The 13,015-nt window shown below is 64.1% G+C and carries 13 protein-coding genes and 1 tRNA gene; 10 read left to right on the forward strand and 4 right to left on the reverse strand.

The genetic code is table 11. From position 1 onward, the window contains the following. Positions 1–172 precede the first annotated feature (172 nt). A complete protein-coding gene (locus JJE66_RS17290) occupies positions 173–2,293 on the forward strand; it encodes a sodium-translocating pyrophosphatase (RefSeq protein WP_200515526.1) in 2,121 nt (706 codons plus the stop codon). A gap of 314 nt (positions 2,294–2,607) precedes the next feature. Here the strand turns inward: JJE66_RS17290 and JJE66_RS17295 are convergent, their stop codons facing one another. Both JJE66_RS17295 and JJE66_RS17300 read right to left on the reverse strand, forming a co-directional pair. Next, entirely contained in the window at positions 2,608–3,609 is a 1,002-nt protein-coding gene (locus JJE66_RS17295) for a tripartite tricarboxylate transporter substrate binding protein (protein WP_200515527.1), read from the reverse strand. Between the two features lie 123 nt (positions 3,610–3,732). Continuing rightward, positions 3,733–4,218: an outer membrane protein assembly factor BamE gene (locus JJE66_RS17300; RefSeq protein ID WP_200515528.1), complete on the reverse strand. Its 486-nt coding sequence runs from the start codon at positions 4,216–4,218 to the stop codon at positions 3,733–3,735. A gap of 98 nt (positions 4,219–4,316) precedes the next feature. On the opposite strand from JJE66_RS17300, the gene JJE66_RS17305 reads away from it, so the two are divergent. The 7 genes from JJE66_RS17305 to JJE66_RS17335 all read left to right on the forward strand — a co-directional run bounded on the left by JJE66_RS17305 (position 4,317) and on the right by JJE66_RS17335 (position 9,044). Beyond that, positions 4,317–4,868 carry a ubiquinol-cytochrome C chaperone family protein gene (locus tag JJE66_RS17305; RefSeq protein WP_200515529.1) on the forward strand — a complete coding sequence of 184 codons (552 nt, stop codon included), beginning with the start codon at positions 4,317–4,319 and terminating at the stop codon, positions 4,866–4,868. Further along, a complete protein-coding gene (locus JJE66_RS17310; RefSeq protein WP_200515530.1) occupies positions 4,865–5,440 on the forward strand; it encodes a DUF177 domain-containing protein in 576 nt (191 codons plus the stop codon). Before JJE66_RS17305 ends, JJE66_RS17310 begins: the two co-directional genes overlap by 4 nt. 296 nt (positions 5,441–5,736) lie before the next feature. Next, entirely contained in the window at positions 5,737–6,798 is a 1,062-nt protein-coding gene (gene plsX / locus JJE66_RS17315; protein ID WP_200515531.1) for a phosphate acyltransferase PlsX, read from the forward strand. Beyond that, entirely contained in the window at positions 6,795–7,775 is a 981-nt protein-coding gene (locus tag JJE66_RS17320; RefSeq protein ID WP_200515532.1) for a beta-ketoacyl-ACP synthase III, read from the forward strand. The genes plsX and JJE66_RS17320 overlap by 4 nt, the downstream gene beginning before the upstream one ends. 133 nt (positions 7,776–7,908) lie before the next feature. Beyond that, entirely contained in the window at positions 7,909–8,250 is a 342-nt protein-coding gene (locus tag JJE66_RS17325) for an integration host factor subunit alpha (RefSeq protein ID WP_018456841.1), read from the forward strand. Positions 8,251–8,274: 24 nt separating this feature from the next. Then, a complete protein-coding gene (locus JJE66_RS17330) occupies positions 8,275–8,859 on the forward strand; it encodes a MerR family transcriptional regulator (protein WP_200515533.1) in 585 nt (194 codons plus the stop codon). A 107-nt stretch (positions 8,860–8,966) separates the two neighbouring features. Beyond that, positions 8,967–9,044 (forward strand) — tRNA-Pro (locus tag JJE66_RS17335). A gap of 515 nt (positions 9,045–9,559) precedes the next feature. Here JJE66_RS17335 and JJE66_RS17340 read toward each other — a convergent pair. Beyond that, positions 9,560–10,189 (reverse strand): TetR/AcrR family transcriptional regulator, encoded by a 630-nt coding sequence (locus JJE66_RS17340; RefSeq protein ID WP_311979929.1) that lies wholly within the window; start codon positions 10,187–10,189, stop codon positions 9,560–9,562. Positions 10,190–10,305: 116 nt separating this feature from the next. Between JJE66_RS17340 and JJE66_RS17345 the strand changes: the two genes are divergently transcribed. Next, positions 10,306–11,280 (forward strand): alpha/beta fold hydrolase, encoded by a 975-nt coding sequence (locus JJE66_RS17345; RefSeq protein ID WP_200515535.1) that lies wholly within the window; start codon positions 10,306–10,308, stop codon positions 11,278–11,280. Positions 11,281–11,416: 136 nt separating this feature from the next. On the opposite strand, the gene JJE66_RS17350 is transcribed toward JJE66_RS17345, so the two are convergent. After that, positions 11,417–11,656 carry a hypothetical protein gene (locus tag JJE66_RS17350; protein WP_200515536.1) on the reverse strand — a complete coding sequence of 80 codons (240 nt, stop codon included), beginning with the start codon at positions 11,654–11,656 and terminating at the stop codon, positions 11,417–11,419. A gap of 327 nt (positions 11,657–11,983) precedes the next feature. Here JJE66_RS17350 and JJE66_RS17355 point away from each other — a divergent pair, with 327 nt between their 5' ends. Next, positions 11,984–12,892, forward strand: coding sequence for a dihydrodipicolinate synthase family protein (locus tag JJE66_RS17355; protein ID WP_200515537.1), 909 nt, complete (start codon positions 11,984–11,986; stop codon positions 12,890–12,892). Positions 12,893–13,015: the final 123 nt, after the last annotated feature.

Below are 13,015 nucleotides of genomic sequence, written 5' to 3' on the forward strand. Positions count from 1 at the left end.
CGGCCTCATCCGGCGTTGCACCCTCAATTTGATTTTGGCAAGCTTGCGACCGGCCAGGGCCGCCCCTTCGGGCAAGGGGGCGGCCTTGTTCGAAATCAAGGCGCCGCACCGCAAGACGGACAACAAAAGGCGCCGGGGGTACGTCCATCAAGGATCTGAGGCAAAAAATCACATGACAGCTTTATGGTTGATAGTGCTCTGCGGAGTGCTTTCCGTCGTCTACGCGATTTGGGCGACGTCTTCGGTTTTGAGCGCGGATGCGGGGTCACCGCGCATGCAGGAGATCGCAGCAGCGGTGCGCGAAGGCGCGCAGGCCTATCTGCGGCGGCAATACACCACGATCGGTCTCGTCGGCATCGTCATCTTCGTGCTGCTTGCCTATTTCCTCGGTCTTTATGTCGCGATCGGTTTTGCCATCGGCGCCATCCTGTCGGGGGCGGCCGGTTTCATCGGCATGAACGTCTCGGTCCGCGCCAATGTGCGCACCGCCCAGGCCGCGACGACCTCGCTCGCCGGCGGCCTCGAACTCGCCTTCAAGGCGGGCGCGATCACCGGCATGCTGGTGGCGGGTCTCGCGCTGCTCGGCGTCACCCTCTATTTCGGCTTCCTGGTGCACTCGTTGAAGCTTGCACCGGATAGCCGCACGGTGGTGGACGCCATGGTGGCGCTCGGTTTCGGCGCCTCGCTGATCTCGATCTTCGCCCGTCTCGGCGGCGGCATCTTCACCAAGGGTGCGGACGTCGGCGGCGACCTCGTCGGCAAGGTCGAGGCCGGCATTCCCGAGGACGATCCGCGCAACCCGGCCACCATCGCCGACAACGTCGGCGACAACGTGGGCGACTGCGCCGGCATGGCCGCCGACCTGTTCGAGACCTACGCGGTGACCGCGGTCGCCACCATGGTGCTCGCGGCGATCTTCTTCGCCAAGACACCGATCCTCTCGAACATGATGACGCTGCCGCTCGCGATCGGCGGCATCTGCATCATCACCTCGATCATCGGCACGTTCTTCGTGAAGCTCGGGCCGAGCCAGTCGATCATGGGCGCGCTCTACAAGGGCCTGATCGCAACCGGCGTCCTGTCGCTGGTCGGCATCGCCGGGGTGATCTACTTCCTGATCGGCTTCGGCAAGCTCGATGGCGTCGACTTCACCGGCATGGCGCTGTTCGAATGCGGTATCGTCGGCCTCGTCGTCACCGCGCTGATCATCTGGATCACCGAGTACTACACCGGTACCGACTATCGTCCGGTGAAGTCGATTGCGGCAGCGTCAGTGACCGGCCACGGTACCAACGTGATCCAGGGTCTGGCGATCTCGATGGAGGCGACCGCGCTGCCCGCGATCGTGATCATCGCCGGCATCCTCGTCACCTACAGCCTCGCCGGCCTGTTCGGCATCGCGATCGCGACCGCAACCATGCTGGCGCTGGCCGGCATGGTCGTCGCGCTCGACGCCTTCGGTCCGGTGACCGACAACGCCGGCGGCATCGCCGAGATGGCGGGCCTGCCGAAGGAGGTGCGCAAGTCGACCGACGCACTCGATGCGGTCGGCAACACCACCAAGGCGGTGACCAAGGGCTATGCGATCGGCTCCGCCGGTCTCGGTGCTCTCGTGCTGTTTGCGGCCTACAACCAGGACCTCAAGTTCTTCATCGCCGACTCCGCGCATCATACGTACTTCGCTGGCGTCAATCCGGACTTCTCGCTCAACAACCCCTACGTGGTTGTTGGCCTGCTGTTCGGCGGCCTGCTGCCGTACCTGTTCGGCGCGATGGGCATGACGGCGGTGGGGCGCGCGGCCAGCGCCATCGTCGAGGAGGTGCGCCGGCAATTCCGCGAGAAGCCGGGCATCATGCAGGGCACCGACAAGCCGGACTACGGCAAGGCGGTCGACCTGCTGACCAAGGCAGCGATCAAGGAGATGATCATCCCCTCGCTGCTTCCGGTGCTGTCGCCGATCGTCGTCTACTTCCTGATCTACGCCATCGCAGGCGGTGGTGCGGCCGGCAAGTCGGCGGCGTTCTCGGCCGTCGGTGCCATGCTGCTCGGCGTGATCGTGACCGGCCTGTTCGTCGCGATCTCCATGACCTCGGGCGGCGGCGCCTGGGACAACGCCAAGAAGTACATCGAGGACGGCCACTACGGCGGCAAGGGCAGTGATGCCCACAAGGCGGCCGTGACCGGCGACACCGTCGGCGATCCCTACAAGGACACGGCCGGTCCCGCGGTGAACCCGATGATCAAGATCACCAACATCGTGGCGTTGTTGCTGCTGGCGGTTCTCGCGCACTGAGCGACGTCAACGATGCAAGACAAAACCCCGCGGCGCGAGCCGCGGGGTTTTTGTTTGGTGGGCTCGAGGTTCTTGCCCGCCATGCGTGAGCCAGCGGGTCCACGCAAAGGCCGGCCTGATGACAAGCTCCGCGAAGCGATCGATGCCTTCGCGACAAAAAATATCGAAAACAACCCCATGCACAGTAGCCGCTCACTGCCGGCGTGATGCCTTGCACCTGAGAGACCGTTTGACACGTCGGGCAAAACACCGGCACGATGCCACCATCGCAGCACATGGGACCGGCTAGGCGGGGAGCAGCGCTCTCGCGGCGCCTACTGCACGTCCATCTGCAGCCCTTCCTTCTGGATGATGCCGGCGAACTTCTTCGTCTCGGCGTCCACGAAGTCGGAGAACTGCTGGGGCGTGCCGTAGTCGGCGCGGGCGCCCATGGCGACGATCTGCTTTTTCATGTCGTCGCGCTCCAGCATCGCCTTGACCTGGAGATTGAGTGCTTCGAGCACGGGTGCGGGGACGCCCTTCGGCAGGAAGACGGAGAACCAGGAGGACACGTCGAAATTCGCCAGCTCCGGCGCACACTCACGCATGGTCGGCAGGTTCGGCGCGAGGTCGCTGCGCTCGGTCGTGGTGACGCAGAGACCGTTGAGCGTGCCGTTCTGCACCTGTGGCAGGCTCGGATAGAGGTTGTCGAACAGGATCTGGATGTCGCCGGCGAGTGCGGCCTGGAGCGCAGGCCCGGCGCCGCGGAACGGGATGTGCGTCATCTTCAACCCGGTGAGCTGGAGGAACCAGGCGCCGGTGAGGTGAGGGCTCTGGCCGACGCCGGAAGAGGCGTAGCTGAGCTTGTCCGGATTGGCCTTGAGATGGGCAATCAGCTCGGCGACCGACTTGATGCCGGTCTTCGGGTGCGCCGACACGATGTTCGGAATCCGGATCATGTTGGAGACCGGTTGGAGCTGGTCCGGCTTGTAAGTGAGCTTCTTGAATATGCTGTAGGCGATCGCGTTCGGACCGGGGTTGCCGATCAGGATGGTATGTCCGTCGGGCTTGGAGCGCACCACTTCCGCCGTTCCGATGGTGCCGCCGCCGCCTGAGCGATTCTCCACGACTGCCGTCTGGCCCCAGGCGGATTGGAGGTGGGCGGCGAGCAGCCGGCCCATCACGTCGGTCGAGCCGCCCGCCGCAGCCGGCACAATGATGCGGATGTTCTCGGTCGGCTTCCAGTCCGCAAGGCTCGATCGCGGCAGGATGGAAGCGGCCGACAGACCGGCGGCACCTGCGAGAACGCGACGGCGAGACAGAATTTTGTTGGGCACGAATCCAATCCCCTGCTTTTGTTTTGCAGAGAGCGTAGGGAACCCGGCGCACAACGGCAAGCCGCGCGCGACGGTAAGCGCCGTGCGAAGGGCGGCACGACGCCGCAGGCCTGGCTCAGGCTCTCAGTTAAAACTGAGCAGCTTGAACAGCGGCGCGAGGTAGCTCATCTCCTGACCCGACGTCGGCGTGGTCCGGCTGATGGAGTCGAAGATCTTGCCGTCCTGAAGGCCGTAATTCGCAAGCCGGCGCACGCGCCGATTCTTGTCGAAATAGACCGCGATCACGCGCTGGTCGACGACCTTCTGGTTCATGAAGGCAACCATGCGCTCGGAGCGCTGCGAGATGTAATAGAACACCTCGCCGTCCAGCGTCGCGACGGTGGAGGGCGTGCCCATCACGATCAGCACCTGGTCCTGGCTCGCGCCGATCGGAATCTGCTCCAGCGCGCCGGGCGGCAGAATGTAACCCTTCTGGAATTGCTCGCCGGTGCATCCCGCAAGGGTGCCACCGACCAGAGCCACGGCCGCGAGCATGCGCAAGCCGCGCCAGCGTGCATAAAGGCCGCGCCGCTTGTTCGCGCGCAGGCTGGTCTGGTTCGTTATCGTCATAGCGGAACTGATTCCGTCCCCTTGCGTCGCGCGAGGCGCTGAAGTACCGGGCTGGGCGTCTTAATGCAACTCGCGCGCGCCCGCTTGCGGAAACCACAATGCTTTGGCCGTTCAATCACTTCAGGAAACCCCGGCTAGCCCCGGCCGGCACCATTGAGGCCATCTATGGCATGATCGTGACGCAGGCGCGAGAACCCATATTTTACCGGGACTTGGGCGTGCCCGATACGGTTAATGGCCGTTTCGACCTGTTGCTGCTGCACCTCTGGCTGTTGCTGCGGCGCTTACGGACGGCCCACGGCGGCGTGGACCTGTCGCAGGCCCTGTTCGACCGCTTCTGCGAGGACATGGACGATAATCTGCGAGAGATGGGCGTCGGCGACCAGACCGTCCCGAAGCGGATGCAGGCCTTCGGCGAGGCCTTTTACGGCCGCGTCCAGGCCTACGACCAGGCGATCGAGACAGGCGCCGAGGCGCTGGCGCAGGCGATCTGCAAGAATATCTTGAATGGTGCCGGGATCGATCAGGCGCGGCGGTTGGCCGCTTATGCCGAGGCCGCGAATGCGGACTTCGGCCAGACCGGCGATCCCGCGCTTCTGCTTGGATCTTTCACGTTTCCCGCACCGCTTCGGGAGGATGAGACATCATGAACCGACCGACGACCGGACCCGATCCCTGGCGCTCGCCCGTGGTGGTGATGCAGATTCCCGATACCGGCCTGCACCGTGAGCTCGAGGCCTCGGCGGCTGAGCGCCAGGCTATGGCCGCTGCCGCGGGCCTGCGCGACGTCCTCTCGGCCCATGCCGGCTTCGACGTCGTGCCGAAGAGTGGCGGCCGGGTCCAGGTCACGGGTCATGTCCGGGCCCGGGTCGGCCAGACCTGTGTGGTCACGCTCGATCCAATCGAGAGTGAGATCGACGAGGACATCGACCTGACCTTTGCACCTGAGGCCGAGGTACGGCGGCTGGCTGACCTGATCGAGGAGGGCGAGGACAACGAGCAACCGCCGCAGGTCGCAGATCCGCCAGAGGCCATCGTCAACGGGATCATCGACCTCGGCCGGATTGCCACCGACGCGCTGTTTCTCGCGATCGATCCCTATCCGCGCAAGCCGGGGGTGGTATTCGAGCCGGAAATCACTGCGCTGGGCCCCGAGGATCATCCATTCGCGGCGCTGAAGGCGCTCCAGGACAACAGGCAGGGCAAGAAGAAAGACAAATAGCTGGGCATTCCCCGTAAGACCACTTCGCGATGGAAGTGAGGTGTTTGCGGGGGCGGTTTGAGAGGTCAGTATATCTATTTGATTCGTTTAGGTTTATTGTAAGTTCGGTCGTTCCGCCCGTGGGGCGCCCTCAATCCAAAAGACTGGGGGCAAGAGGTTGTTTCGGGATAACAAAACGCTATTGTCCGCGCCGGTCCGGGCGCGGCGTGGCGCTTGACCGATCGCCATGTCCATGGCGAATCCATTTCGCGGCCCGCTGATTGACGACCGCGCCAGACCAGGTTTCCGGGATTTTGATGCCGAGCAAGGTTCGTATCGCGCTTGACGCCATGGGCGGCGACGTCGGCGCCGCTGTCGTCATTCCAGGCGCGGCCATCTCCCTCGGCAGGCATCCCGAGACCGAGTTCCTGTTGGTGGGGGATCGCGCCAGGATCGAGCCCGAGCTCGAGCGCCACCCCAGGCTCAAGGCTGCCTCCCGAATCATCCATACCGAAATTGCCGTCAGCGGAGAGGACAAGCCGAGCCAGGCGCTGCGCCGCGGCCGCAAGACCTCCTCGATGTGGCTGGCGATCGACGCGGTGAAGAAGGGGGAGGCGGATGTTGCCGTTTCCGCCGGCAATACCGGCGCTCTGATGGCGATGGCGCGCTTCCATCTGCGCACACTGCCCGGCATCGACCGCCCCGCGATCACCGCAGTGTGGCCGACCGCGCGCGGCTCTTCCGTCGTGCTCGATCTCGGCGCCACGATCGGCGGCGATGCGCGCCATCTGGTGGCGCTAGCAGTGATGGGCGCGGCCATGGCCAGCGTGGTGTTCGACACGAAGCGCCCGACGGTCGGCCTGCTCAATATCGGAACCGAAGAGATCAAGGGACACGAGGAGATCCGCGAGGCCGGCGAGACGCTGCGCGCGAAAAACCTGCCGGAACTCGACTATATCGGCTTCGTCGAGGGGGATGGCATCGGCAAGGGGCTGGCTGATGTGATCGTGACCGAGGGTTACGCGGGTAACATCGCGCTCAAGGCTGCCGAGGGAACCGCGCGCCAGATGGCGGACTTGCTCCGCAACGAGATTCAGCGGAGCTGGCTGTCCAGGCTCGGTTATCTCTTTGCCCGCAATGCCTTCCAGGCGCTGCGCGACAAGATGGACCCGAACAAGTCGAACGGCGGCGTGCTGCTCGGGCTGAACGGGCTTGTGGTCAAGAGTCATGGCGGAATCAACGCCGAAGGCTTTGCCTATGCGATCGATGTTGGTTATGAGATGGCCAAGTTCGATCTTCTGAACAAGATCAACCAGATGCTGAACCGCGATGGGGGTGCGCTCAGTTCCGTGCCAACCGCGCCGGAGGATGTTTCGTGACCAAAATTCGTTCGGTCGTGCTGGGCTGCGGCTCCTATCTGCCGGAGCAGGTGGTGACCAATGCCCAATTGGCGGCGCGTATCGACACGTCCGATGAGTGGATCGTGCAGCGGACCGGCATTCGCGAGCGGCACATCGCGGCCGAGGGCGAGTTCACGTCGCATCTGGCGATCAAGGCGGCGCAGGCCGCGCTCACCGACGCCGGCGTGGACGCCCAGTCGATCGATCTAATCGTGCTCGCGACCTCGACGCCGGACAACACGTTCCCTGCGACCGCGGTCGCCGTGCAGCACGGGCTCGGCATCAATCACGGCGCGGCTTTCGACCTCCAGGCGGTGTGCTCGGGCTTCGTGTTCGCGCTTGCGACCGCCGATAATTTCCTGCGCACCGGCGCCTTCAAGCGTGCGCTGGTGATCGGCGCCGAGACCTTCTCGCGGATCCTCGACTGGAACGATCGCGGCACCTGCGTGCTGTTCGGCGATGGCGCCGGCGCTGTCGTGCTGGAGCCCGAGGCGCAGCCGGGCAACGCCGCGACCGACCGCGGCGTGGTGACCACGCATCTGCGCTCCGACGGCCGTCACAAGGCAAAGCTGTTCGTCGACGGCGGGCCGTCCTCGACCCAGACGGTCGGCCATCTGCGCATGGAGGGCCGCGAGGTCTTCAAGCATGCGGTGGGCATGATCACCGATGTCATCGTCGATGCCTTCGAGGCGACCGGCATCAATGCCGAAAGCATCGACTGGTTCGTGCCGCACCAGGCCAACAAGCGAATCATCGACGCTTCCGCGCACAAACTTCATATCGCACCGCAGAAGGTGGTGCTGACCGTCGACCGTCACGGCAACACCTCGGCCGCCTCTATACCCCTGGCGCTGTCGGTGGCGCGCAAGGACGGCCGCATCAAGCGCGGTGACATGGTTCTGCTGGAGGCGATGGGCGGCGGCTTCACCTGGGGCTCCGCACTCGTGCGCTGGTAAGCCACAGTCGATAAAATTTTGCCGGAATTCACGCTGATTATCGATGCGTCTGCATTGATGAGTGCTGTTGACCGCCGTATTGTAACCTCCTAATTTCAGACAACAATTGTTCGCCGTGATGTGGGGCAGGGCGATGACCGATCAAAGTAAAACCGTAACGCGTGTTGATCTCTGCGAGGCCGTCTACCAGAAGGTGGGCCTGTCGCGTACGGAATCGTCCGCCTTCGTGGAACTGGTGCTGAAGGAGATCACCGACTGCCTTGAGAAGGGCGAGACGGTGAAATTGTCCTCGTTCGGGTCTTTCATGGTGCGAAAGAAGGGTCAGCGCATCGGCCGCAACCCGAAAACCGGCACCGAGGTGCCGATCTCGCCGCGCCGGGTGATGGTGTTCAAGCCGTCGGCGATCCTGAAACAGCGGATCAACGCCCAGCACCGCACCAATGGCGATGCCAGCAAGGCTCAACCCGAGGCGTAACCGCCTGCGCGAAGGATTTGGCATTTGGACAAGGCGCCGGATGCGTTCCGAACCATCAGCGAAGTAGCGCAGGAACTCGACATTCCGCAGCACGTGCTGCGGTTCTGGGAGACCCGATTCTCCCAGATCAAGCCGATGAAGCGCAGCGGCGGCCGCCGCTATTACCGTCCCGACGACGTCGACCTGCTCAAGGGCATCCGCCGCCTGCTCTACGGGGAGGGCTACACCATTCGCGGGGTACAGCGGATCCTGAAGGAGCACGGCGTCAAATCGGTGCAGGGCCTTGCCGACGGCTCGGCCGCGGTCTCGTTCGGGGCGATCGAGGACGCCATCGGGGCGAGCCTGATGGAGCCGGATGACGAGCCGCCGGCGCCCATCAAGGGCGTCACGGATGCCGATGAGGACGACTACCAGGGCGACGAAGAGGAAGGCATCGACTTCCGCTTCACGGAGGTCGACGACGAGGACATCCTCACCACCTTCCGCAAGGGCGGCACCCAAGCCGCGCCCGCCGGCCCGAGCGCGCTGGATCGCGAGCGCCTGGGACGGGTGCTCGCCGACCTCGTTGCCTGCCGGGAGATGCTGGATCAGGTGCTGAAGGACGGCTAGGGCATTCCCTCAGCTTGGTGGGCAGTTCCGGGGCCTTTCAGTGAAGACACCAAAATGGTGTGGCTCGCCTTGCGCAAAGCGGCGATCCTAGCTAATGGAACGACGTTCGGAGCGTGGCGCAGCCCGGTTAGCGCACTAGTCTGGGAGACTAGGGGTCGGAGGTTCAAATCCTCTCGCTCCGACCATTTTCTCAAGAGATGGAAATGCCGGCGCGCGATCCACGGATTGGCGAGCGCCCTGCTGTGCCGGTGGCCGTTAGGTTAGCACGAGCTGCGCGGACACTGCTGCTCCGGAGGCGTCTTGCCACGGCTCCACGTCCGAACGGCGAAGGCGAGCTGATGCTGCCCCATCGCGTCCACAACAGAGGCTTCCATGCTCTCTAGGCGTTTGGCCAACGCGCTGGGGCTGAGGTCCAGGATCGCATCGGCCGCCAACAGGGACACTGACAGAAGCGCAACCGTCGCGGCAACGGCGATTCCCTTCCATTCTGGTGACTGCATCAGCTGACTTTCTCAGGTATTTCGCTTGCCAGGATAGATGGGGCTTCTGCGTCCGGTTCAAGCCCTCGAACGGCTTACGCACGCGTTCTTGAAGTGCGACGATTCTGTAACGGGAGCGCGTGCGGTCGTCGCGCTGACGGACGACCGCAATTTGTCGACGTTCGGATTGGAGCCGTTCAGCCTGTGCCCCACAACGAACGCTAAGCGGATGGTCGCAAATACCCCACTACCATCCGTGTCGTCTCGTCCACCAGCGTCTTCACCACCTTCTCCGGCAGCATTTCCGCCTGGTTCAGCACCATGTTGTGCGCGACCGCCTCGATCGCGCTGACGCAGATGAAGGTTCCGACATCGAGGTCGATCTTGCGCATCTCCTTGCGGTGGCGCTCGAGATAGCTGCGCACGAGCGTGTGGACCTCGCGGTTGAAGGCTTCGACGTCGAGCTTTCCGGCGCGCGGGATCTGCTCGGCGAGGACCCGATGCAGTTTGGGGTTGATGCGGTGCGCTTCGATCGCGACGGTGACGAGGCGGTGCACGGCCTTCTCGATCGGCATGTCCGCGACTTCGAGGATCGCGGCGCGGACCAGCCGCATGATCTCCTCGTTGTGACGCTCGATCACGGCGGCGACCAGCGCCTCCTTGCCCGGAAAATACTGATAGAGCGAGCCGACGCTGACGCCGGCGATTTCGGCGATCCTGTTGGTGCTGGTCTTCTCGAAGCCTTCCTTGACCAGAATGCGAGCGGTTGCCTCGACCAGTGCGTCGACGGTGGCGCGGGATCGCTCCTGCGAGGCATTTTTCCGGGGTGTTGTGGGCGGTTTGCGGGCCACGGCCTTGTGATCTGAATGTGAGTAGGAAAAGCGAGTGAATGCTCGCATTATATCCATCAATGGCGGCGGGTCGGCAAGCGTCGCAAACGTCGAGAGAACCAGGCGGGGATGTGACGATGGGCGTTGCCAGGATCGTGTCGGCCTTGCAGTTCTGTCCGGGCGGCTGCGCGTTCGGTGCGCGGGCGCCGCGCGATCCCGCGCCGAGCTTGCAGAGCCGCGCCTTCAACCTTCTGCTCGGGCTGCTTCCGTACAAGGAACAGCTGGCATCAGCAGAGGCCGTACAGGCTCATGTCCAAAAGCTCGCCTTGCAGCCGGCTTCGTTCGAGCCGCCAAACCTGGGTCGCGGCGTCGAGGCGACGCTGACGAAGATGGGCGGCTGGCCGGTCTATTACACGGCGCCATCGTCGGACTTTGAGGGCTGCAACCACGTCATGTTCCTGCACGGTGGCGGCTACATCAACGAGATCGTGCCGGCGCATTGGCGCTTCGTCGGGCAGATGACGCGCAAGGCGCGCGTCGTCTGCGTCGTGCCGATCTATCCGCTGGCGCCGCGCGCGACGGCGAAGGACGTCGTGCCGAGGACGGCCGAGCTGTTGCGGATGCTGCTGGAAGATGCCGGATCGGCAAAGGTCACGGTGGTCGGCAATTCGGCCGGTGCGGGCCTTGCGCTTGCCGCCTGCCAGTGGCTGCGTGACCACGGCCATCGGCAACCGAACCGCCTGGTGCTGATTTCGCCTGCGGCCGATGCGACGGTCAGTCGTCCGGAGCAGATCGAGATCGCAGCGCGCGATCCGATCCAGGACATTCCGGGGATCATTGAGGCGGGGCGGCTCTACGCTGGCGAGCTTGACGTCAGCCATCCCTTCGTCAGCCCGCTGAACGGCGCTTTCCGTTCGCTTGCGCCGATGACGATCTTTTCAGGCACGCGCGATCTGCTCTATCCCGACAGCGTCGATCTCGCCGCGCGGGCGAGGGCGGCGGGCGTGCCGGTCGAGCTGCATCTGTTGCGTGACCAGCCGCACAATTATGCACTGATGCCGACGCCGGAAGGGCGGCGGGCGCGTGCAATCATTTTACGCGCGGTGGCTTAGGGAAAGAGCGTGATCGTTGTCGCAAAGCGCGCTGCCTCGTGCGAGACTTGTGCGAGACTTGGCGCTGATGGTGCCCGCACGGAAGGACAAGGCGGCCCCCGGGGCGTCTCCTCGATATCCGTAGTTTTGCGGGGCCTTAGGCGTGGCCCTTGATCTCGTAGTGGCCCGGCACGCATTTGTAGCGGTCGAGGCGCCAGTTGTTGTGATAGATCGGATGCTCGCCCATCCATTTTGCCAGCGGAGCCTGTGCACCGACCGCACACGCCATCATCGACATATCGGGCGTCATATTGCTGTCGGTCACGATCTCCTCGACACAGGTGCCAGAGGCAGCGGCGCCAAGCCGGCAGAGCACGGCAACGACGGTTATGAACATTCCAGTCACCTCATTGGTGGTTTCGACCACGAGGAGGATGCAAGCCGAGTGCCATAGCCTGTGTCGGAAACGACACGCGGCCCGGGCCCGCTCGCCCCAGCGTCCTTCCATTTGATGATTCGGATTGTAAAAAATTTCCCCCAAACCCGAAGCCGGACAACTACGGGGAACTCACAAGAGATGAGCGCAGGAATGTTGGATTGTGGGGGCAGCGTCGCGCCGACCACCTCTTCACAAGGCCCGGTTAGCCGATAGCCTGAAAACCGTGAGCGATACTCGCCAAAAGAGCGGGGCCGCCGCAGGACCAAGGAAACGCGAGGGCAGACCATGAAGGCACGACCGACCGGCGTGATCCCGCCGATGACGACGCCGTTCCGGAAGGACGGCGAAATCGACTATAAGCTCGTGGCGCCGCAGGTCGACTGGATGATCGGCGCCGGCGCGCATGGCGTTGCCGCCGGCGGCTCGACCGGCGAGGGCCACACGCTCGACCACGAGGAATATCGCGACCTGATGGAAGCGACGGTGGAGGCGGTGAACGGACGCATCCCCGTCATCGCCGGCATCATCGTGGACTCCACGCGCGATGCGATTCGCCGCGGCAAGCTCGTGCGCGACATGAATGTCGCAGCGCTCCAGGTCACCCCGGTGCACTATCTGTTCAAGCCGGATGACGAGGCGATGGTGGCGCATTTTCGCGCTATGGCGGATGAGACCGGCATGCCGATCATCATCTACAACGTCGTGCCGTGGTCCTATCTGTCGCCGGCATTGCTGACGCGGATCATGACCGAGGTGCCGCTGGTCGTCGGCGTCAAGCAGAGCGCGGGCGATCTCAAGCTGTTCGCTGATCTCATGATGATGGCGCCGGACAAGCTGATCTACAGCGCCGTCGATGCCCTGATGTATCCATCCTACACGCTCGGTGCACACGGCTCGATCGCCGCGATCCTGACCGCCGCGCCGCACGCCTCCGTCGCGCTCTGGGACGCAGTGAAGGCAGGCGATCATCCGCGCGCGCTCGAGCTGCACAAGAAGCTGCTGACGCTGTGGAACGCCGTCATCGCCGACAATCTGCCGGCCTGCACGCGCTACGCACAGACCCTTCAGGGCCTGCCCAGGACCTATCCCCGCGCACCGATGCCGGAGGCCTCGCCGGCGCAGCAGGCCGCGATCCGCAAGGCGCTGGAGGCGCTCGGTGCGTTGAACGGGCAACGCGTCGAAGCGGCGGAATAGTTCGCCCGCCGAAATAACCGATTTGGGCATGCAGCGCCGATCCGCTTTTACCTGCGGATGCGGCGCTGCTACATTTTGCGAGCAGCCCGATGGGCGCACACGAAGAAACAGACCGATAAGGGG

This window comes from Bradyrhizobium diazoefficiens, from assembly GCF_016612535.1.
GTDB lineage: Bacteria > Pseudomonadota > Alphaproteobacteria > Rhizobiales > Xanthobacteraceae > Bradyrhizobium > Bradyrhizobium diazoefficiens_C.